The sequence below is a fragment of the Bifidobacterium sp. ESL0728 genome (genome assembly GCF_029392015.1).
In the GTDB taxonomy this organism is placed as follows: Bacteria; Actinomycetota; Actinomycetes; order Actinomycetales; family Bifidobacteriaceae; genus Bifidobacterium.
Genome location: NZ_CP113925.1, coordinates 253012 through 275904 on the forward strand (window position 1 = coordinate 253012; position 22893 = coordinate 275904).

The window sequence follows — 22893 nt, forward strand, 5'->3', positions numbered from 1 at the left end:
GCCGTATGGTTCCGCGACTATCGAGAGTTTTCCTAATTCCTGTGAAGACATTTTTCTGATTGGTGAAGGCCTTCAAGCCGCTGGAACGCGATACGCAAATAAACCGGTTTGAGCAAACTTGCAAAAAATATAAGGAGGTATTTCATAACGATAGTCCTGGCGCGATAGATAGACGAGTCGGCTTAGCCCAGTGCTCGTCGAATCGGATCGTTAAGTGACTTCCGTTTTGGCGGATTGCGGCTTTACCAGTTTTTCAAAGTCGAATGTTCTATTGCGTTTTGGACTGATTGCAATTGCAAAAGTTTTCAACAAATCCCGACACATCGATCGTGTCTGGATCGGATGTATTGAAATCAAAGGAGAATCAACATGAAGAAATCAATAAAACGAACGATTGCGGCAGGACTCAGCGTCCTCACGCTGCTTTCGTTGTCTGCCTGCGGCCGTAAGACCGACAGTGGTTCGGCCAAAGACAGTGGTTCGTCGGCGGCGATGGACAACAAGCCCGCCACTGGCAACCTGACCATCTGGGCGATGGGGCAGGAAGGCGAGAAACTAAGCCAGTATGTCAAGGGATTTGAGAAGGAAAACCCTGATGTCAAGGTAAAGGTCACCGCCATCCCATGGTCGTCTGCGCATGAAAAGGTCCAGACCGCCATTGCTGCAGGCAACGGACCCGATATTTCGCAGATTATGGGCGAATGGATGGCCGATTTCTCGACCGGCTTGGCTCAAGTCCCCTCCAATTTCGATAATTCGGATTTCTCTAGTGCCGCGCTCAGCACCGTCAAGGTTGGTGGCAAACAAGTAGCTGTACCGTGGTATTCCGATACCCGTGTGCTCTATTACCGCACCGATATCGCCAAGCAGGCGGGCTGGGACCATGCCCCGCAGACTTGGGCTGAGTTGAAGAAGATGGCTGCGGACATGCAGAAGGTCAACGGCGTGCAATATGGAATGTTCATCATGCCTAAGACGGATGCCGCCTTCTCCAATGTATCTCCGATCTATTACAGCAACGGCGCCAGGCTTACTGATGGTAAGAAGTGGACCATCGACAACAAGAAGATGAAGGAATCCTTCGAATACATCAAGGGGTTCTTCACTGACAAGATCGCCGACCCCGAGGCCGATACCACGTTCGGTGCTGACTTCGCGAACTTTGTTTCAGGCAAGACCCCGATGGAATTCAATGTGCCGAGCGGCATCGGCCAGCTCAATGAGCTTGGTGGACCTGGCTTCAGCGACAAATTCACAACGGCCCCCATCCCGAAGAAGGACAAGAATTCCGGTCTTTCGGTTTCCAGCCTGAGTGGTTCCGCGCTGGCGACGATGAAGAGCTCCAAGAACCAAACCGCCGCCTGGAAGTTCATCAAGTGGGCCAGCAAGGCCAAGAACCAGGTCAAGTGGTATGAACTCTCGACCGATTTGCCGTCGGCTCAGTCTGCTTGGAAGGATCCCAAGCTCGCCAACGACAAGAAGCTTGCGCCCTTCGGTGAACAGTTGAAGACCGGCGTTCCCAATCCGACCGTAACTGAGTGGGAGCAGATTTCCATCACGGGTTCCGAGGACGTCGAGAAAATTTACAAAAATACCATGTCGGTTGATGACGCTCTGAAGGATATGCAGAGCAAGGCCGATTCAATCGGAATGGGCAAGTAGTCGATTCCTTTCGACAATGCAATGAGAGTAGGGTAAGGAGTCTTAGATGGCACGTCGCAAGACCAGTGCGGAGGATTCGACAAAAAGCCTCCGCCGCCGTCGGACATTGACCGGATGGCTGTTTTCGATGCCGTTCGTGATTATATTCGCGGTATTCATGTTTATTCCATTACTGACATCGCTGTATATGTCTCTGACCGACATTACGGCCCGTGATCTACGAACTCCATTCGATGTGAATTTCGTAGGTTTGAGCCAGTACATAACCTTGTTCAAGGACAAACAGTTCCTGCATTCCATTTGGGTGACGGGCGTGTTCGTCGTCATCGGATTGCCGTTGACGATGATCATCGCCATGGCTTTGGCTGTGGCACTGAACAAAGGTCTCCAACATGTCAATTCGTTCTTCAGGGCGCTTTTCTACGCTCCTGTGGTCGCCAGTACCGTTGCTGTTGCAGTGGTTTGGCGTTATATCCTGCAGAAGAACGGTCTGCTCAATTCAATGCTTGCGCTCGTCGGCATTCAGGGGCCTGATTGGCTGAATAACACGAGTACCGCGTTGCCCTCATTGATCGTCATGACGACATGGCGCAATATGGGCACTCTCATGATCATTTTCATCGCCGGTCTACAGGGCATCGACCAAGAGCTGATGGAAGCGGCCTCCCTCGATGGCTGCAACGCCTGGAAGCGTTTCATCCATGTGATGTTGCCACTGCTCAAGCCGACCATCCTCGTCGGTGCGGTGATGGTTTCCGTCTCCTATCTCCAGTTCTTCGACGAATCCTACGTCATGACCCAAGGCGGACCGCTTGACGCCACGCTTTCGGCATCATATTACGTCTTCCGGCAGTTCGGTTTCGGCAAGTACGGATTGTCATCCGCAGCCAGCTGGATATTGTTCATCATCATCGCACTGGTAAGCATGCTGCAGTTCCGCATCATGCGTGAAGACTGATTGGGGTAGGCAAATGAGTAACTTTACAAAAGCAACGTCGGCAATCGCTACTTCCCGATCCGGGCAGGTCTCTGTGGTGCCGGATAACAAGCTCCCGTTGTGGCAGCGTTTCGTCCGTTCGCATGGCATCGTGTATGTGGTGCTGGCGTTCGTGGGGGTCGTTTGGATTTTCCCGTTCATATGGATGGTTCTGGGATCGGTTAAGACACAACGTGAAATTATCGGGCCGCATCCCCAATTTCTGCCGAAAGCACCGACCTTCGTCAATTTCCAGCAGTGGTTCAGCCAGCTGCATTTCTGGCGCTTCTTCACCAACAGTTTTGTCGTTTCGGTGCTGGTTGTGGTCGGTAATGTTGTGTTCTGCTCTATGGTCGGCTATGCGCTTTCCAAGATCAGATTCAAAGGAAAGAAAATCGTCTTCGGATGTGTGATGGTGACCTTGATGATCCCCTCTGTGGCCACCTTCGTGCCGATGTTCGTGCTGATTTCCGACGTGCATCTGGTTGACACATATGCAGCCTTGATATTGCCGTTCCTTGCGCAGCCCATGGGTGTCTTCCTGATGAAACAGTTCATCGATGGCGTCCCCGATGCGGTATTGGAAGCCGCAAAAGTGGATGGCGCGGGCGAGCTGCGCATCTTCTTCCAGATTGTCATGCCCGAGTGCGGGCCCGCCTTGGCAACGCTGTGCATCCTGACCTTCCTCGGTTCCTGGAACAACTTCCTGTGGCCATTGGTAGCGGTGCAGAGCATGGATAAATACACCCTTCCGGTGGCGTTGTCGCTTTATACGACCGGCCAGAATGCGAACAACTACAGTCTGCTCCTTGCGGGAGCGGTTCTGGTGATTGCCCCGATTCTGCTGCTGTTCGTCTTCCTGCAGCGCTACTTCATCCAGGGTGTGAGCATGACAGGCATCAAGTAGACGATAGAAATCCGTAACGGCAAGACGGGGCGATTTTCAAGTATCCGAAAAATTCGGCCACGCCCTGTCTTACCAGTGCCTGCATGTTTGCCGAAAGGCATGTGCCAACGATATTAAACGTAAACGTTATAAAAAACGAGGGAAGTTATTATGAAGTTCTTGAATGGCGGATGGCTGGTTCGCGATGGCTACAATGTCAAGTACGCCGCAAATGTATTCGAAGCGAAGACCGAAGAGAAAAAGCTGACTTTATATTGCCCGTTCGGCAGCATGATTTCCAATGCCGGACAGACGTTGGACGGTGGGGTGCTCACTATTGAGGTCACCAGTCCGCGTCCGAATATCATCACCACACGTTTGTTCAATTACAAGACGGACCGTAGTCATTGCCCGAAGTTTGCGCTTAACGAGAGCGACCCGGCCGTCGATATCGAAGAAACCGAAGAGGCATGGACGTTCACTTCCGGACGGACTTCATTGCGTATCGCCAAAGGTGCGATCATTGATTTCCGCTATTCGTTTGATGGCAAGGAAATAGCGAGGTCCGGTTGGCGTGCGAAGGCCTTGGTCGTCGACCCGAATGGCGAGTCGTACATCAACGAGGAGATGGACCTTGGCGTAGGCGAGAAGATTTATGGCTTGGGTGAACGTTTCACCAATTTCGTAAAGAACGGGCAGAGCGTCGAAATCTGGAACTGCGACGGAGGAACGGGCAGCGAGCAGGCATATAAGAATGTGCCGTTCTATATGAGCAACCGCAACTATGGGCTTTTTGTTGATAGTCCCGGCAAAGTGAGTTTCGAAATCGGTTCGGAGAAAGTTTCCCGCGTCCGCTTCACCTTAGAAGGCCAAGAGATGACGTATTCGGTCATCGGCGGGTCGTCGATGAAAGACATCCTCAACACCTATACCGACTTGACCGGCAAGGCGCCGTTGGTTCCGGAATGGAGTTACGGGCTGTGGCTTTCCACTTCCTTCGCCACCGATTATGACGAGAAAACGGTGATGAAGTTCGTTGATGGCATGGCCGAACGCGATATTCCTCTGAGCGTCTTCCATTTTGACTGCCGGTGGATGAGGGAACTCGAATGGTGCAATTTCGATTGGGATGCGGACAAGTTCCCGGATCCTGTCGGGCTGCTGAAAAAAATCCACGACCGTGGAATCAAGGTCTGCGTGTGGATCAATCCGTATATCGCGCAGAAATCACCGTTGTTCGACGAAGGCGCCAAGGCCGGCTATTTCATCAAGCGTGAAAATGGTCAGGTCTGGCAATGGGACAAGTGGCAGGCCGGCATGGCGATTGTTGATTTCACCAACCCCGCCGCCACCAAGTGGTATCAGGATAAGCTGCGGCATTTGATGGAGCAGGGGGTGGATTGCTTCAAAACCGATTTCGGCGAACGCATCCCTACCAAGGGAGTCGTCTATTATGATGGTTCCGATCCCGTACTGATGCACAATTATTATGCGCAGCTCTACAACAAGGCTGTCTACGATTTGACCGCCGATGTCAAAGGAGCGGATGAGGCAGTCCTCTTTGCCCGCGCTGCCACGGTGGGAGGCCAATGCTATCCCGTGCACTGGGGCGGTGACTGCTCCTCGAATTATCCGTCGATGGCCGAATCGTTACGTGCCGGCCTTTCGTTCGGCATGTCCGGTTTCGGCTATTGGAGCCATGACATCGCTGGCTTTGAGGACAAGCCTACGCCCGATCTCTATAAGCGTTGGACCCAATTCGGTCTGCTTTCCTCACATTCGCGTTATCACGGTTCGAGGGAATACAAGGTGCCGTGGCTTTACGGCGACGAAGCGGTCGAGGTGTCGCGCGAATTCACCAAGCTCAAGCAGAAGCTGGTGCCCTATCTGGTGAAGATGTCGCATGAAACGCATGAAACCGGTGTGCCGATGATGCGTTCGATGGTGCTGGAATTCCAGGATGACCCCACGTGTGAGGATATCGACACGCAATACATGTTGGGTGACGACATTCTGGTTGCTCCGATTTTCTCCGAAAAAGGCGACGCTCGTTTCTACGTTCCGGATGCAGGCGGCGAACATGCTGGTGAGGCATGGAAGAACCTGCTCACCGGTGAAACGTATGAACCCGGCCGCTGGTACACCCAAATCTACGATTACCACACCTTGCCGGTGTTGGTGCGTCCTGGCTGTGACCCGTTGGGAACACAGAAATAAGCAGGCTGGGACTTGGGTTTCTCGGTAGCTCCGCAGAAAAATGGTATCGAGGAGCTTCGTTTTAGGAGGCATGTCATCCAAATGGATTTGACGAAGGAACCGTACGCTCTGACGCCGCAGCAGATCCGCTTCGTGGAACGTACGGTCGCCAATATGGGAGTCGACCAAAAAATCGGTCAATTGTTTTTTGTTATCGGTCAGGACGAAGACCTTGTTGATTTGAAGGGATTCATCGCGAAATATCAGCCGGGCGGAATCATGTATCGGCCTGATAGAGCCGTTAAATTGCAACATGAGATTTCTGCATGTCAGAATGAAAGCGCCATTCCGCTGTTTGTTGCCGCCAACCTGGAGTCCGGTGGCAACGGGCTAGTGTCTGAAGGAACGTGGTTCGCTCGGCCCATGCAGGTCGCGGCCACAGGCGATCCCGAAAAGGCTCATGAGCTTGGGGATGTCTCCGGATATGAGGCACATCAGGTCGGCGGTAATATGTCGTTCTCGCCGATTGTGGATCTCGATCTCAATTTCCATAATCCGATCATGAATTCGCGTACGTTCGGCAGCGATATCAATACCGTCATTGCGATGTCGGACGCACAGATTGAAGGCCTCAAAGCCAACAATGTCATTCCGGTGGCGAAGCATTTTCCGGGTGATGGTGTCGATGAACGTGATCAGCATTTGTTGAGTTCGATCAATTCGTTGTCGACCGACGAATGGATGGAGTCCTACGGGCGGATATACCGTCACCTTATCGAGCGGAATCTGTCTGTCATCATGGTCGCGCATATCATGCAACCGGCTTGGGAGCGTCGTCTTTGCGAAGGCATCGAAGACAAGGACCTTCGCCCGGCCAGTACCTCCAAGCTGCTTGTGGATGGGTTGTTGCGCAAAGTTCTTGGCTTCAATGGTTTGGTGATTACCGATGCCACTCCGATGATCGGCTATAACACGGCGCTTCCGCGTCCGCAGGCGTTGCCGGCCACCATCAACGCCGGCAATGACATGATTCTCTTCAACAAGAACATCGATGAGGATTACTGCTATATCAAGGATGCGATTGCCGATGGCACTCTTGATATGGCTCGTGTGGACGAGGCCGTCACCCGTATCGTCGCGACCAAAGTATCGCAAGGTGTTATGGGCGGCGATGGCAGCCTTCTGAATCCTGCTTCTTCGCGGATAGATCTGAAGCTTGATGAGCATAAGCGGCTCTCGGCCGAGGTCGCGACGGAATCGGTTACGTTGGTCAAGGACCGGGACGGTATCCTGCCGATTACTCCGGCAAAATACCCGCGCATACGCTTGGTCGTGCTGGGTGATGTCAGTGATGGAGGTTTCAAGGAAGGCGGTTCGGTTACCGACAAATTCAAGGCGAAGTTGGAGGCAGAGGGCTTCAAAGTTACTGTTTTCGACCGGGAACATCTTGATTTCCATGAGGTTTTTGAAGGCGGCCTGAAGGAGGAAAAAGCGAAATTCGATTTGGCTTTTTATGTCGCCAATGTCGAAACCGCAAGCAACCAGACGACCACCCGACTCGATTGGATACATCTGATGGCTGCCGATGCGCCTTGGTTTATGCGCAGCATTCCCACGGTTTTCGTCTCGACCTGCAATCCCTACCATCTGTTTGATATTCCCTCCGTTTCGACGTATATCAACGCCTATACCGGCAATGATGTCACCATCGACGCGGTCATACGCAAAATGACAGGTCAGGAGGAATTCGTGGGCAAGAGCCCTGTCGATCCGTTCTGCGGGCATCCGGAGACTCATTTGTAAAACGATATCGGCTATTGGACGCCCTGTTTGATCGGTCATCGGAACCTATTAAACAGGGCATTTACGGGCTTCGATAATATGAACCCCTCCCGAAATCAAGCGACTTTGGGAGGGGTTCATATTATTTATTATTTATTGTTTATGGTTGTTTACAGCATGCAGCTGACGCAGCCCTCGACCTCGGTGCCCTCAAGCGCCTGCTGGCGGATGCGGATGTAGTAGAGGGTTTTGATGCCCTTGCGCCAGGCGTAGATCTGCGCCTTGTTGAGCTCGCGCGTGGTGACGCCGGCGGGGAAGAAGAGGGTCAGCGAAAGGCCCTGGTCGACGTGCTGGGTGGCCTCGGCGTAGGTGTCCACGATCTTCTTCCAGCCGATTTCGTAGGCGTCCTCAAAGTACTCGAGGTTGTCGTTGGTCATGTACGGCGCCGGATAGTAGACGCGACCGACCTTGCCTTCCTTACGGATCTCGATCTTCGAGGCGATCGGGTGGATCGAGGAGGTGGAGTGGTTGATGTAGGAGATCGAACCGGTCGGCGGCACGGCCTGCAGGTACTCGTTGTAGATGCCGTCCTTGAGAATCTCGTCGCGCAGCGTTTCCCAGTCGGAGACTGTGGGGATGTGGATGCCGAAGCGCTCGAAGAGGTCCTTCACGGTCTGGGTCTTCGGTTCAAGCGAGCGGCGGCCATCGGTGTACTTGTCGAAGTAGTTGCCCTGGCCGGCAGGCTTGGCGTAATCGGAGGTGCCGAAGGTCGAGAAGGCGTGGCCGCGCTCGACGGCCAGCTTGTGCGAGGCCTTGTAAGCGTGATAGGCAACGGTCATGAAGTACATGTCGGTGAAGTCCAGCGCCTCTTCGGAGCCGTAGAACATGTGCTCGCGGGCGAGGAAGCCGTGCAGGTTCATCTGCCCCAAGCCGATGGAGTGGCCCTCTTCGTTGCCGCGCTTGATGGACGGTACGGAATCGATGTGGGTCTGCTCGGAAACGGAAGTCAAAGCGCGGATTGCGGTCTCCACCGGGTCGGCCAGGCCGCCGTCCATCGCCTTCGCGATGTTGAGCGATCCCAAGTTGCAGGAGATGTCCTTGCCGACGTGGTCGTAGCTGAGATCGGCGTTATAAGTGGAGGGTTCCTGCACCTGAAGGATCTCGGAGCAGAGGTTGGACATGGTCACGCGGCCGTCGATCGGGTTGGCGCGGTTGACGGTGTCCTCGAAGAGGATGTAGGGGTAGCCGGACTCGAACTGCACCTCGCCGAGGGTCATGAAGAACTCGCGGGCGTCGATATAGGTCTTGTGGATGCGGTCGTCGTGCAGCATTTCGTCATACTTTTCGGTGACGGAGATATCCGCGAACGGCTTGCCGTAGACGCGCTCGACGTCGTAGGGGGAGAAGAGGGCCATCTTCTCCTTGCGCTTGGCGAGCTCGAAGGTGATGTCGGGGATGACCACGCCCAGGGAGAGCGATTTGATTCGCGTCTTCTCGTCGGCGTTCTCGCGCTTGGTATCGAGGAAACGCAGGATGTCGGGATGGTGAGCGTTCAAGTAGACCGCACCCGCACCCTGACGTGCGCCGAGCTGGTTGGCGTAGGAGAAGGAGTCCTCCAAAAGCTTCATCACCGGCACGACGCCGCTGGACTGGTGCTCGATGTGCTTGATCGGAGCGCCCTGCTCACGAAGGTTGGAAAGCAGCAGAGCCACGCCGCCGCCGCGCTTGGAAAGCTGCAGGGCGGAGTTGATGCCGCGGGCGATGGATTCCATGTTGTCCTCGATGCGCACGAGGAAGCAGGAGACGGGCTCGCCGCGCTGGGCCTTGCCGAGGTTCAGGAAGGTCGGGGTGGCGGGCTGGAAACGGCCGGAGAGAATTTCGTCGACATACTTGACGGCGAGTTTTTCGTCGCCGGCGGCCAACTCGAGTGCCACGGCGGCGCTGCGTTGCGGGAAGTCCTCGAGATACTGCTTGCCGTCGAAGGTCTTCAGCGCGTAGGAGCGGTAGAACTTGAAGGCGCCGAGGAAGGTCTCGAACTCGAAGCCGGCATCTTCGACGTGCTTGTAGAACGAATCCAGGAACTCCGGGGTGTACTGGTCGAAGACGGACTTATCGTAATACAGGTTGTCTTCCAGATACTTGAGGCGTTCGGCGGTGGAGGCGAACTTCTTGGTGTTCTTGGCCACGTGCGTGGTCATGTAGGCTCGCTCGGCCTCCTTGTCGGCGTCGAACTGGATGTTGCCGTTCTCGTCGTAGAGGTTGAGCATCGCGTTGAGCGAATGATAGTCGTGCTCCGGGTCGAAACCGGTGTCTTCGACGGTGTTGTCCATGCTCAGCGCTGTATCGTTGAGAGCCATTGTGTTCCTATCTTCTTATCTGCCGTCGTAAAAGCGCGGCAATTGTCTATATCGAATTCAATTTTTATGGCCGCCATCGGGCCTAACGAATGGCAGGATAGCGGCGCAAAACTTTTATCGCTTCTTGGTCGCAGCGTTTACTGCTGCCGACCTTGCGCATTCTGTTTCTTCTTCGCGTCAAGGAAGAAGTCGCGGACGCCTTCGCGTACCTGACGTTGGTCGTCCGGGGTGCCCAAGAGCTCGAAATTGTACATGAACGGGACGTGGCATTTCTTGGAGATGATGTCGCCTGCCGCGCAAAACGCAGTGGCGAAGTTCCTGTTGCCCGACGAGATGACCCCACGAATAAAACTGCGGTTCTTGTGCCCGTTCAAAAACTTGCGAATCTGCGGCAGCAGCGCTTTCGCGATGTTGCCGCCGCCGTAGGTCGGCACGATGAGGACGTAAGGTTCGCGCACCTCAAGCGGTGCCTCTTTGGGGCGCAACGGAATGCGGTAGACGTTGATGCCTTCATCGGGGAATCCGCAGCTTTCGATGAACCTCGCTGTGTTGTTGGAAACCGAAGAGAAATAGACCACGGCACCGATGTGTTCGCCGTTGGCCCTGGCTTCTGGTTCGCTGGCCGCGAGCAGATCCTGCTCATCCACCGGCCGCGAAGTATTGTTTTGCGCAGGTGCTGTGGCTTGTGCTGCGGGTTCGGGCGCTCCGTCCGGGTTCAATGAATCACTTGTCGTTGCTGACTTCATGTATCTCTTGCTCGTTGTGTTCGTAACGGTTCATGTCTCTTTGCGTGAACTGCTGGGTGTGTATTGCTCTGTGTATCGCCGATCTTGCGAATGAGACGGAGATCATGCCGCCACGTGGCTGTTTGCCGGTGCTGTGGCCGCCGCGGTCTCAGCCGTTTCGGCGACGTCGCCGGTGCCGAGCGCCTTGATGAGGTCGGGGCGATAGCCGCTCCATGAGGAGTCCGGCGTGATGACCACGGGTGTCTGCTTGAAGCCGGCGTCGATGAGCTGCTGCACGGTGGAGGGGTTGTTGGTCAGGTCCACCGTCTCGAACGTGATGTTCTGGCGCTTGAGCTGGCGTTCGGTCGCCATGCATTGCGGGCAGTGTTGTTTGGTGAAAACGGTGACGGTCATCGTAACCTCCGAATTGATGTGTTGTAAGCTTTCAAGAACTCAGACTACATGGTTGTAGTTCCAAACTGAACCCCAACCTATAGTAGCGTGTCGCTTAATTGACCACTAGATATAGTGCTTGTAGCCTCGAAAGGCATGTGGCAGAAGGGTAGTCGGATAAGGGCGCGTGAGAGGGTCTTTCGGCCGCTGTGCTCTATCTCACAAATCCTGGGTGCAAATAAAAATAGACAAGTGGATTGATGTGGAAAAACGTGGATATTTTGGTGGACAAGTCTCTGATTTCCCGGATTCCGAATTGGTTGATTACGGGTATTGCAACGAACGTTATTCCTGTGCTGGCGAAAGCTGGTTGAGCGTGACGGAGTCGGCGATAGACATGAATTCCATAGCTCCTACGATTGCATGGTCGAATGTGCACAGCATAGTGAGCGTGGCTTCCTTGGCGTCAACCGGTAGCAGGATGGTGCAGGCGAACCAGTCGCTTGTCGGGGTTGCGAACGTGTAATGGAGCATGCCGATTTCCTGCGTTTCCTTGTCGTGCGAGGCGGGGCGGGTCCCGATTTCCGCATTGCGGACCATCGGTAGACTGCGCATGGCGGTTTGGTAATAGTCGTTAAGACGCTCACTGAGTTTGTCGGGTTGCCAAGGATTTTGGCTAATCGAGCCGGTGACGTAAGTGTCGGCGCGCGCTCTGAACAAGCCATTGGGCGCGAGGTTTTGGATGAACTGGGCATTGTACGGGTCGTCGTCGACGCTGGTCTGAGATGCCGTGGTTTCTTCGGTGTCGTCAGATTGCTGTGTATCCCCGTTCCAGCGTTCGTAGCTATCCGGAATCTTAAGCGTTACCGTTCCGTCGAAGATGCTCTCTTCTTTCATCTCTGCTCCTTGCTCGGAATATTCGTTTGTTTCACGATGGTTTTAACGCGCTCAGTCGCCGAAGGTGGCGGGGTCGAGGGTGAAGCCTTGTGTGGCGGTGAATTGGCCGACCTGCTGGTCGGTGTGGCAGTTGCGTACGGTGATGGTCATGTCCCACGAGCCGGTGTGTCGTTCCATGTAGTAGTTCATGCCGCTATACACGGGGGTTATCGTGAAGATGCCGATGCTGGGGTCGGGGGTGAGGTGCTTGTCGGCCCATACGGTCATGGCGGTGCCGTCCTGGTTGATCTGGTAGCGGTAGTCCGGGCTGCCTTTTTGGAAGTCCTTTTCTCCTCTGTTTATCCATTCGTTGTTGGCTTGGATGTTGGCTTGCCGTTGCCGTTCGGTGACGAGCGCGACGACGTCGCCGTTGCTGTCGGCGTATGCTTTGGTCACGTATTTCTGGCCGGTGTCTTCCATGCTTTTTGCCACGGCGGCAGGTGTTTTTATGTCATCGTAGTATCCGAAAGTGCGTACGAATTGGGCGGGGTATACGATTTTTTCGGTCCTGGGCTGTGGCTTGTCGGTTTGTTGCGTGTCGGCCGTAGGCGCGGCCCCGCATGCGGTGGAGAGGAGCATGGTGAGGACGGCGAGCAGCAGTGTGGCGGCTGTTTGCAAGCTCGTCTTCTGTCCAATTTGGTGTTTAGGAGTTGCTGGTCTCGTTCCGCGGCGAGTGTGGTTTTCATGTCTCATGGATGTCCTGTTTCAATCGCCAAGCTCGTCCATTCCATGTTTCCAGCCTTCGAAGAATTGGTATTGGTGGATGAACTGGTCGGTGTGGCAGTTGCGTATGGTGATGGTCATATCCCAGGGGCCAGTATGGCCTTTCAGATAGTAGTTATCGCCAAAAGCGGTTGCGGCGATGAAGCTGATGTCGCTGTCCGCTACAGGGCCGAGGTTCTTGTCGGCCCATATGGTCATGGCGGTGCCGTCTTCATTGACGTTGTACCGGTAGTCCGGGCTTGCTTTGAGAAACCCCTTTTCGCAATTTTCGATTCGCTCGTTGTTGTCTTTGATGCGGTTCCGTAGCTTTCGTTCCGTCGTAACGCCTACGACGCTGCCATCCTCTTGAGGATAGGCATTGATGAAATCGCCCGACTCTTTGAGGTCTTTGGCGGCCTTTGCCGCTCCTTGGCTGTTTTTGCGGTAATAGGCATGGACGTATTGCGTTGAATAAACGACTTTCTGGGTCTTGGGCTGCGGGGACGGTTTGCGCGTTGTGGTCGTAGGTGCTCGACCGCATGCGGTGGCGAGGAGCATGGTGAGGACGGCGAGCAGGAGTGTAGCAGCTGTTCGCAGGCTGGTTTTCTGCTTTGCGCGGTGTCGGGAGGCTGCCGGTCTCGTTCCGCGCCAAGTGTGGCTTTCGTGTTTCATAGATGTTTCCATCTCATTCGCCGAGTTCATCCATTCCATGTTTCCATCCTTGAGAGAGCTGGTATTGGTGGATGAACTGGTCGGTGTGGCAGTTGCGTACGGTGATGGTCATGTCCCACGGGCCGGTGTTTCCTTTCATGTAATAGTTGTAGCCGTAATAGAGCGGCGTCGTGAAGGAGATGCCGCTGTCGGACGTAGGGGTGAGGTGTCTGTCTGCCCATATGGTCATGGCGGTGCCGCCAGAGTTGATTTGGTAGCGGTAGTCGGGGCTTCCCTGTTGGAATTCCTTTTCGCCTTCTGCGATTTTCGTATCGTATTCTTTAATACGATTTTGCCGTTGCTTTTCAGTGGCGATGACGATGACGTCTCCGTTTTTCATGGCGTAGGCGTTGGTGAAGTCGCCGGAGTCTTTGAAATCTTTGGCGGCTTTGCGAGATCCACGCATTCCATCGTCATAGCCAAAAGCATGAATGAATTGTGCCGGGTAGGTGATTTGCTCGGTCTTGGGCCGGGGATTGGGGGAAGGTGTCGGTGTGCTCTCCTGGGGCGCGGCCCCGCATGCGGTGGCGAGGAGCATGGTGAGGACGGCGAGCAGCAGTGCGGCGGCTGTTTGCAAGCTCGTTTTCTGTCGTAAGTGAGATTGTGCCATTCGTAGGTTCTTTCAGAATGCAGGGATGACGGGAGGAATTGGATATGGGAGTAGCGGTACTGGCGAACGTCCTGGTACCGGCTCGCGTACAGGCTCCCGATGCCAATCGGGTAGGTTTGGTACAGGAACCCTTACTGGGTCTTTGACCGGGTCGGGTTTACGGAAAGGATGCCAATCATTCATAGTAGTTTTAAGTCCGATATCAGTAGATACGGTGCCTCCATTTACTGGTTGAGAAACCCCTACAGACATAGCCAAGGAAGGCTTGGCGAGATTGATTGTTTCGGAATACCTTTGTGTCTTGTCTCCATGTTTTCTGGTGGATTTGTATGTAATGTCACCATTCTTAGCAGGGATGGGAGGTTCATTTTCCCAATCCCCGTATCCTTGGTCCTTCAGGTACGGATTGTCAACCGGCTGTCCGTCGGCGCCTACAACGAGCCCTTCTGGATCGAAGGAGATGAGGTCCTTTAGCTCGGTTCTTTGGCCTTTGATGATGGAATCCGGAACAGTAATTTTAAGACCGCTCCGGTGATCGCTTTCGGTCGATAGCGACAGGGTCATCACGAGTCCAGGTCCGAGCCCGACTTCGAATGTTCCGTTTGCCGCTAGTTCAGGCTCCAGTTGGAGGATGTTGTTGCCCATGCGCTTAAGCACTTCGGCCATCACGTCGGGCGATTGTGACGCCTCGGCCTCAGTCAGCCCCATGCCTTCGATGTCCTTGTAGATTGCGTCAAGCTTGTTGAAGGAGGCGACGCTCGCACTGAGCCCGCCATTGATATAGTCGATGTCGAGCGTTCCGCTTCCTGTGCCGCCGGACATGGTGTCCGCCAGCGCGTCGAGTTGCTGCTGGAACCCTTCAAGGTCGCTTCGAGTAGCAACGAATTTCGACAGCGCCTCGTTGGCGTCATCGTTCACTTTCTGCCAGATCTTGTTGATCTGCTGGACGGACATATCGTTCATATCGATGACGTCACGTTCGTAGCCCGCCGCTAGTTCGGTGCCTGTCTGCGCCGCAACTGTCTCTTGTTGCGAGAGCTCGTTGGCGATGTACCCGTTTTCGATTGGGTCCCAGAATTGTTGCCAAGCGTTCTTCGGTTCCACTTCTTTGGCCCATTGGAGGAACTGCTGTTTGGTGCGATCCGTGAAATCCCTGTGGTCGGCGTTGAGTTCGGACGCTTTGCGGTCGAGGGCGGCGATTCTGCTGCGAATCGTATCGGAATACGGCATTGGCTCATCTCCATAATGGAATGACTCAATACTACTATAAAGTAATTATAATTATTATTTTAGAATTTATTTTGAAACCGCGGTTTGCTTGAGGTGAGCTGTTTGATTTTGGCGCGCAAGAATCCACTGTGATAGCGCGAACGCTCTGTTATGACGATCGCGGTCTTGGCAAAGGGGCGCTGTTGCGTGGGGTTACGGGCGATGTTCGTCCGATTAGGGACGTTCGCGGGCTATTGGTCCTCGCGCAGTTCCTTGACGATGGCGCGGATGGCGCGTTCGATGTCGAGGATTTCGGCGGCTCGCAGTTCAGAGGTCTGCTCTTTGCCGCTCAAAAGCTTCATTCCGCTGGAAACGAGGCCTTCGGTCACCGCGATGCCGACCTGCGGGCTTGTCGGGCTCAGCTGCCCCCAAGCCCTGACGATCGGTGTATTGATGCGTTCGTGCAAGCTCGGTTGCGTTGGTTCGAGCGGCTGGTCGCTGGGAGTTTGCGCGTCATCTTCGCTCAATGTGCCTGATGGCATGTCTATCGGGCATCCCGAGACGTTTTCCGGTATGTCTATCGGGCACTTCGAGGCGTTGTTCGATTTGTTGCCGTCGATTTTGGCGGATTGCACTTGGCTTGCCGCGCCTTGAGGGCCGGCTTCGTTCCTGCGTTCTCGCGGTTCGTGGCCGTTGCTGTTGCCATTGCCATCGCCGTCCTTGCCGGGCTTCGGCCAAAGGCCTTTGTCGTCGCGGTAGGTTTCGGCGTCGCTCAGCGGTATCTGTGTCATCCAATCGTGGCCCTGCAAAATGGACTGTTCGAGATTGATCTTGACCCACTGCACGATGATTTCTGCCGGGTCGGTGACGCCGCCCAAGCCCTTTTCCAGCGCCTCGACCCATTGCGGCATGTGCCGTGCCATGAGCTGGCGGCGCAGGTCCTTCATATCACGCACGTAACGATAGATCGAGTTGCGGGCGATGCCGGCTCCCTTGCTGACGTTGGCCGGGGTGAGGGCTTCGCCGCCCTGCTCGCGCATGATTTTTTCCGCCGAATCGAGCAGCGCGTTCATGGTGTGACGGCGATGTTCCTCAAGATTGGCCTCATTGATGCGTGGCATATCGTCCTCTCGTTTTCGCAGCATGGCTGCTGGCGGCAGCGTTATGTCCTATATTATCCGTCTGCCTTGTCCGCGTTCCGTTGCCGCTCGGGGTGCGGACGTTTGGCCGTTGCTGCGCGACAGAATGAACCGTGTCGTACATTTCATTTTCCGTTGGGCGAATTTCGTGGCCGGAAGGGGCCGTCGAGTTGCATGGCTTGCGGCAACGGAGTATAGTCACACAAAGTTTGAGACAATGTGTCCTAAAAATATACACTTACTGTAATACTGACCCATTTGGGTTTCTACGGTTTATGATCTCATCAAAATCTTCAGGAAAGAACGCTTATGGACGAACAACAAAACGGCCGGATTCCGCAGAAACACAGGGATACGGTTCCGGAGAATGCAACCAAGATGCCTTCGTCCGTTGCAGGAAAGAAGCCAAGCATGAAAGCAGGTAGCGAGATTGGTTTGAGCAAAGCGGGCGCGGAAAATCCCGTTTCTCGTTCCGCCGGCAAAACCGCTTCTGGCGCTCAGGGAACCACTTCCGGCGCGGCCGTGAAGCCGCCGTGGAACGCGCTGTGGGTTTTGGCGCTTGCGCTCGCGATGATCGTGCTCGACAGCTCCATCGTCAACGTCTCGATTCCGGTGATGATCCGCGAGATCGGGCTGAACCTGACCGACGCGCAGTGGGTCACTTCGCTATACAACATTATTCTCGCGGCGCTCTTGCTGCCGTTCGGCAAGCTCGGCGACCTCAAGGGGCGCAAGCTGACTCTGCAGGTCGGCGTGGTCGTCTTCGTCGCTGGTTCCGCTCTCGCCGCCTCCTCCAACGGGGCCACGCTGCTGCTGAGCGCCCGCGCGGTGCAGGCCATCGGCGGAGCGCTGGTGATGCCATCGACGCTTTCCATCGTCTCGGCTTCGTTCCGCGGCAAGAACCGTGCCATCGCGTTCGGCGTCTGGGGTTCGGTGATGAGCGCGGCCGCGGCGGTCGGTCCGTTCCTCGGAGGCCTCTTCACCCAGACCATCGGCTGGCGCTGGATCTTCCTGGTCAACCTGCCGATTGGCATCATCGTCTTCGTCTCCGCCATCTTCTTCGTACCGAAAACCGGCGGCAAGGCCGGAGCGAAGGCGATGGGTGCCGCCGCGCAGAAACTCGCCGCAGCAGACGCCGCCAAGTCCGCCGGCAAACCCGACGGCTTCGATCCGCTGGGTGTCGTGCTCTCCGCGCTGGGTTCCGCATTCCTGCTCTTCGGCCTGATTGAAGGCCAGACTTACGGCTGGCTCGAGCCAAAGGGTGGCTTCGGCATCTTCGGCTTCAAGTGGGACGCGAACTGGCCGGTTTCGGTCATTCCGATCTGCATCGTGCTGGGCATTATTTTCTTCGCGCTGTTCATTTACGCCGAAAACAGCCGTGCCCGCAGCTTGCGTCCGGTGATGCTCGACCTTTCGCTTTTCCGCATCCCGACCTTCGCGATGGGCAACATCGCCGCCGGAGCCATTCAGGCGGGCGAATTCGTCATCATGTTCGTGCTTCCGCTTTACCTTATTAATGTGCGTGGTCTCAATATGATCCCCACTGGTGCGCTGCTGGCGACCATGGGCCTCGGCGCCATCGTTTCCGGCGGTCTTGCGCGCCCGGTCACCGCGAAAATCGGCGCACCGCACACCGTGCAGTTCGGCCTGATCGTCGAGATTCTGAGCGTCGTCATCCTCATGGCGATGATGCGGCCGGGCCTGTCGGTGGTCTGGTTGCTTGTGCCGTTCGTGATGTACGGCGTCGGCCTCGGTTTCGCCGCCGCCCAGCTCACCAGCCTCGTACTCTCCGAAGTGCCCGTCGCCCAGTCGGGAGAAGGCTCCGCGACACAATCGACCATTCGCCAGCTCGGCACCGGCATCGGTGCGGCGCTCGCCGGCCTGGTACTTTCCGTTATGGTCACGAACATTGCGCCGACCGCCCTTGAAAGTGTGCGCGGCCTGCCGTCGCAACTGGTTTCCGGCCTCACCACCTCGCTCGACGCTTCGGCCGGCTCGGCCATCGTCGGCATCCGTGCCCAAGGCGTCCACGGCAAGCTTGGCGCTCTCGGTCCGCAGGTTCTCGACGCGATGACCTCGGCCTTCACCCGCGCCAGCCAATGGACGCTCGTCGCCGCCATCGTCCTGCTCGCCATCGGCCTGATTGCTTCCGTCTGGGTCGCCCGCGCCGCCAAGCGCGATGAGGTGGCATAGTCTTTGCATAATTAAGATTTCGTCATTTCGCAATCATGCCCTGCCAACGATATCTTGGCAGGGCATTTTCATGTTTTCGTCGAAGCGAGTCGAGAACTCATTCATTGTTTTTATTAGACAATTGCTTGCTATGTTTGCTTTGTAATGGGATCGGGAAGTCGCAAAGAAATAAAAGATTAGACGAATCGTTCAAAAACCTAGACATACCAGAGTATATGTCTAGATTTTGCAGTATATTACATTTTAGCGATGGAAAGTTCGCATTTGCTTGAGTTCCTTAATTTTTTGTGTCGATAGAGATAATTGGTTGAAGGAAAAGGTTCGATGATGAAGATTCGTCATTTGGCATCATGCATGGTGGCATTATTGGCTGGTGCGGCGACATTGGTAACTCCCCAATTTGCGATGGCTGTTCCGGTTGTGCAGGATAGCCAGGATACGCAGGATAGCCAGCAGTCGTTAACTAGAAGCGACGGGGAAGCGCAGACACAAGACGCTCCTGCCGTTTCAACGCAGGGTGACCCGCCCAACCCGGCAGGTCCGCTGCCTCCGTGCGTGCCTACTGGTCCGCAGACTTTCAACGGCGTAAGTTGGGAGATCAAGCAGGTTGGCACCGAATGTGAGATGGATTTCGGTGGTGGCGACTTCCTGTATCACCGAACTTCGCCATACGGTCTTTATGTTTATGCTAATAATGAAACACAAATCCCGTGGATCGGGCGAAAAATCACGACTCCGGGATTCACCGATAAAAGCATTTCTGAAATGGTTACCAAGGTCAAGGTAACTGCCCAGTTGCGTACTTATGATTGGGCTTTTGCCAATTTTACCCATGCCACATCGATAGAAGGCCTCGACAAGGTAACACTTGATAATTTCTATGATTCGCAGTATTCGAGTATGACGGATAGTCAATATTTTTCGTGGAGCAGAGCAGGCCGCCAGTTCTATCATGACTATTCCCTGACTGAGTTGGATTTATCAGGAACGACGATAGTCCGTCATAATTCGCTTTGGGCCTACGATGCGGTTTTCGCGGGGGACACCAATCTGAGAAGAATCAGAATCGGCAACAATCCTTTCCTGAGAAGGGTGGACAGAGGCTACCCCTCGACGTGGATTCCCGATAATACATTTACGGGTCTGCCTCTCAAATGGTTTAGAGATGCCAATACCGGCCATACGACAACTTCCTTCGCGAATTTTAAAAAGAAATGGTATAAGGAAGGCACTTCTACCTATAAAACACCTGATACAGATGGTCTTCCTAAAAATTCCACTCCTGTCTGGTGGTATCGCGAGGATGCTATGCCTAAATCGACTTCGCTCTCCTTCGATAGCAACGGTGGAATAGGCACCATTCGGAAAATTCAGAAGCAGTACATTCCTGCGGAAGGCAAAGGTGTTGCAGCTAAGCTGCCGGATGCGACCAGTGGCATTTCAAGACCTGGATTCGATTTGCTTGGGTGGAGCAAGAACAGGACGGATACGGTTGCGCAATACCAGCCCGGTGCGGAGGTCACGTTGCCGCTTGACGGTGTTGAAAACCAGACGTTGTATGCCATCTGGGGCAAAGTGACGCACGTGCCGGCCATTGACGACGTGGCGTCGACGATCACCGTGAGCGGTACGCTGGAGAATCCCGCGTCGAGCGATACGGTCGTTGCGGATATGGTCAAAGGCGGTAGTGAAAGCACGCCTGATGGAACGACCGGTAAACCGGCCGATTTTGCAAGTCTGACGATTCACAGCGGCAGCACTGACGGCAATTGGTATGCCGGTTTCAAGGCGTCACAATTCAGCGATGACGTCGGTGACGGAGCGGATTATCTGTTCCGCGTGCATATGGTCACTTCCGATCACCGCAAGAGCGCAAATGCGAAGATAGTGAAGCATATCGATTTGGTCCCGCCTGGGGTGGTTGATGCGCAGGCCAGTGCTGAAGGTATCAGCGGCCAGGTGATGACTTCCGCTGATACCAGCAAACAAAATCATCGCAAGGCGGACACGACCGCACGGGTGACGGTGAAGTGGGAGACTTCCGACGGTGACCCGATGCCGGCAATGCGGGACTCCGTCGCCGATTCGAATCCGACGGTGAATGGTGACGGAACATTTTCAGCTTCGTGGCCGTCATCGGCCCGTCAGGGCGACAAGGCGGTGGTTTCGGCCGTTGATTTGGCCGGTAATGTCTCCAAACCGATTGCGGCGTTGGTGATGCCGCAGAGCAACCCAATCGCGCCGAGCGTGACGAGCGTAGAAGTGACCACGCCGACTTCCGGGGCGACTCCCAATGCCACGGTGACGGTGAAGGGCGAAACCACTGGTTACGTCGCCGGCGATACGGTGAAAGTCAGCGTCGTGGCGAAGAATGCCTTGGATACCGTTACCGGCTATGAGGTCCCTGCCGGCAACGTGACGGTGGACAACGATGGCAAGTGGACGGCGACGGTGCCCGCGTCCGAGCTGTTGGAGCAGACCCCGGATCTTGTCGGCAAGGGCATTGAATACACGTTCCGTGCGAAGCTCGTGGACACTACCAACAACGAGTCTGATTTCGGCGAAAAGAACGCAACCGTCGACGTGGTGGCTCCGGGCGTTACGGATACTCAGGTCACCACGACGAAGGTCAGCGGAATAGTCAAGACTTCAGCTGACAGTACGGCTCAAACCGGCCTTGTAGCCGAAGCGCATGGCCATGTCACGATTAAGTGGCAGAAGGCCGATAACTCGTCACTGTACGCGGATACGACACTGGACGCGGACGCGATGACCGGCGAATTCTCCGCCGACTGGCCGAGCGGTGCCCAGCACGGTGACAAGGCTCTGATTACGGTGAAAGACGATACAGGCAACACCTCCGAGACCACGATGTTGACGCGGCCTCGGGGTATTCCGACGGCGCCTACAGTGATCAGCACGGTAGTGATCACGCCGACGACCGGCGCGACGCCCAACGGTACGGTGAAGTTCAGCGGTACCGTTAGCGGACTTGAGGCTGGGGACACCGTGAAGGCGGACGTAGTGCCCAAGGACACTGCTGATGCGACTCCCGGCGCTGACCCATCTTCTGCTGTGACGGTTTCCGGCAGCGACTGGGCCGCAGAGTTCCCGGCATCCGCCTTCGCTTCCGATACCACCGGTAAAGGCAGCGACTACACGTTCCGCGCGTGGGTCGAAACCAGTGATTCGACGAAGTCCGCGCTCGCCAAGCTGGACGAGTCCATCGACTTGAAGGCGCCGTGGGTGTCGAACGAGGCCGGCCATGCCGTCGTCTCGAAGAATGGTACGGTCTCTGGCACGGTGGTTTCCTACGACGATGAAATGACTCGAAGCGGCCCTGTCGCAGAGTCCGGGGATACGGTGATGTTGACGTGGCTTAAGTCCGACGGCGTGACACCGAAGCCCGATGTCTTGGCCTCCCATGAGACTACGGCTGCGAACGGCACATTCTCCGAGAGCTGGCCGAACGGAGTGGATGCCGGTGACAAGGTGGGTATCGCGGTCAAGGATGCGACCGGCAACACCTCGGAAGTGCAGGTGTTCTTGCTGACGCGCACCTCGCCGTCCCCGCCGAGCCCGTCGACCCCGCCTAGCCACGATAGCGGTTCTTCGCCGAGCCATGGTGGTGGAAGTCCTTCCACGCCTCCGAGCGGTCCTGGTCACGATGGCGGTTCTTCTTCTCCGAGCCACGGCGGCGGCAGCTCCACGCCTTCCGGCGGTCCTGGTCAGGGCGGCGGTTCCGGCCACGGTGGTTCCGGTGGCGATCACAGCGGCTCGGGCTCTGAGGGTTCCGGCGATGGACATGGTTCCGGCAACGGAGGCTCTGATCACGGTGGCAACCATGGTGGCTCTGGCAACCAAGGTTCTGGCGACCAAGGCTCTGGTCACGGCGGTTCCGGCAATGGAAACTCTGGTCAGGGTTCTGGCCAAGGTGGTTCCGGTCATGGCGGCTCTGGCGGCCAAGGTTCTGGTCATGGCTCCAATGGTTCTGGCAACGGAACCGGTGACGGCTCTGGTCACGGTCCTGGCTCAGGCTTGGGCGTAGCCGGTGGCAACTCCGCTGCTTCCGGTGCGGCGGGCGGCTCTAAGAACGCTGGTACCAACGGCCAGCATGCCGATGCTGCAAAGGGCGGCAATTCTGCAAACGGTCTTGTCGCCAGCGGTTCCGCGGTTGCTGCGATTTCAGCGCTGATGGTGCTGCTGCTCGTTGGCGGCTGCGTGCTTGCGTTCGCGCGCAGGAGGCATCTATCGAGTCGTGACTAGAACCTCTTCGTAGGCTGATACCAGGCGGGGCTCAGGAGGAAACGGATACGGTCCGTTCCTTCTTGAGCCCCGCTTTTGTGATAGTGGAATGCTGAATCGTGCCCTACCGGGAATTTCTGCAAACAGTTGACTGCAAATAACGGCAAACGT

General features: G+C 55.6%; 16 protein-coding genes. 7 read left to right on the forward strand and 9 right to left on the reverse strand.

Annotated elements, in window-relative coordinates:
• Positions 1-369: 369 nt before the first annotated feature.
• The 5 genes from OZX67_RS00750 to OZX67_RS00770 all read left to right on the forward strand — a co-directional run bounded on the left by OZX67_RS00750 (position 370) and on the right by OZX67_RS00770 (position 7523).
• Positions 370-1662, forward strand: a complete 1293-nt coding sequence (locus OZX67_RS00750; protein ID WP_277143227.1) for an extracellular solute-binding protein — start codon at positions 370-372, stop codon at positions 1660-1662.
• A gap of 46 nt (positions 1663-1708) precedes the next feature.
• The gene (locus OZX67_RS00755; protein WP_277143229.1) at positions 1709-2620 is read left to right on the forward strand and encodes a sugar ABC transporter permease; all 912 of its coding nucleotides are present in this window, start codon (positions 1709-1711) and stop codon (positions 2618-2620) included.
• Positions 2621-2633: 13 nt separating this feature from the next.
• A complete protein-coding gene (locus OZX67_RS00760) occupies positions 2634-3545 on the forward strand; it encodes a carbohydrate ABC transporter permease (RefSeq protein ID WP_277143231.1) in 912 nt (303 codons plus the stop codon).
• A 150-nt stretch (positions 3546-3695) separates the two neighbouring features.
• Complete coding sequence (gene yicI, locus OZX67_RS00765) at positions 3696-5741, forward strand: alpha-xylosidase (RefSeq protein ID WP_277143233.1); 2046 nt, start codon at positions 3696-3698, stop codon at positions 5739-5741.
• 81 nt (positions 5742-5822) lie between these two features.
• Positions 5823-7523: a glycoside hydrolase family 3 N-terminal domain-containing protein gene (locus OZX67_RS00770; RefSeq protein ID WP_277143235.1), complete on the forward strand. Its 1701-nt coding sequence runs from the start codon at positions 5823-5825 to the stop codon at positions 7521-7523.
• Between the two features lie 149 nt (positions 7524-7672).
• On the opposite strand, the gene nrdE is transcribed toward OZX67_RS00770, so the two are convergent.
• The 9 genes from nrdE to OZX67_RS00815 form a co-directional block, all read right to left on the reverse strand.
• A complete protein-coding gene (gene nrdE / locus OZX67_RS00775) occupies positions 7673-9832 on the reverse strand; it encodes a class 1b ribonucleoside-diphosphate reductase subunit alpha (RefSeq protein WP_277144803.1) in 2160 nt (719 codons plus the stop codon).
• 164 nt (positions 9833-9996) lie between these two features.
• Positions 9997-10491, reverse strand: coding sequence for a class Ib ribonucleoside-diphosphate reductase assembly flavoprotein NrdI (gene nrdI, locus OZX67_RS00780; protein ID WP_277144806.1), 495 nt, complete (start codon positions 10489-10491; stop codon positions 9997-9999).
• 216 nt (positions 10492-10707) lie between these two features.
• Positions 10708-10998, reverse strand: a complete 291-nt coding sequence (locus OZX67_RS00785) for a glutaredoxin domain-containing protein (protein ID WP_277143237.1) — start codon at positions 10996-10998, stop codon at positions 10708-10710.
• A 324-nt stretch (positions 10999-11322) separates the two neighbouring features.
• Complete coding sequence (locus OZX67_RS00790; protein ID WP_277143239.1) at positions 11323-11874, reverse strand: hypothetical protein; 552 nt, start codon at positions 11872-11874, stop codon at positions 11323-11325.
• Positions 11875-11925: 51 nt separating this feature from the next.
• Positions 11926-12531 (reverse strand): hypothetical protein, encoded by a 606-nt coding sequence (locus OZX67_RS00795; RefSeq protein WP_277143241.1) that lies wholly within the window; start codon positions 12529-12531, stop codon positions 11926-11928.
• An 87-nt stretch (positions 12532-12618) separates the two neighbouring features.
• Entirely contained in the window at positions 12619-13326 is a 708-nt protein-coding gene (locus tag OZX67_RS00800) for a hypothetical protein (RefSeq protein WP_277143242.1), read from the reverse strand.
• On the reverse strand, positions 13301-13936 hold the full coding sequence (locus OZX67_RS00805; protein ID WP_277143244.1) for a hypothetical protein: 636 nt from the start codon (positions 13934-13936) through the stop codon (positions 13301-13303). The genes OZX67_RS00800 and OZX67_RS00805 overlap by 26 nt, the downstream gene beginning before the upstream one ends.
• A gap of 12 nt (positions 13937-13948) precedes the next feature.
• Positions 13949-15166, reverse strand: a complete 1218-nt coding sequence (locus tag OZX67_RS00810; RefSeq protein WP_277143247.1) for a hypothetical protein — start codon at positions 15164-15166, stop codon at positions 13949-13951.
• Positions 15167-15396: 230 nt separating this feature from the next.
• On the reverse strand, positions 15397-16266 hold the full coding sequence (locus OZX67_RS00815) for a TetR/AcrR family transcriptional regulator (RefSeq protein WP_277143249.1): 870 nt from the start codon (positions 16264-16266) through the stop codon (positions 15397-15399).
• A gap of 327 nt (positions 16267-16593) precedes the next feature.
• Here OZX67_RS00815 and OZX67_RS00820 point away from each other — a divergent pair, with 327 nt between their 5' ends.
• Positions 16594-18477: an MFS transporter gene (locus OZX67_RS00820; protein WP_277143251.1), complete on the forward strand. Its 1884-nt coding sequence runs from the start codon at positions 16594-16596 to the stop codon at positions 18475-18477.
• Positions 18478-18801: 324 nt separating this feature from the next.
• Positions 18802-22743, forward strand: a complete 3942-nt coding sequence (locus OZX67_RS00825) for a hypothetical protein (RefSeq protein ID WP_277143253.1) — start codon at positions 18802-18804, stop codon at positions 22741-22743.
• Positions 22744-22893: the final 150 nt, after the last annotated feature.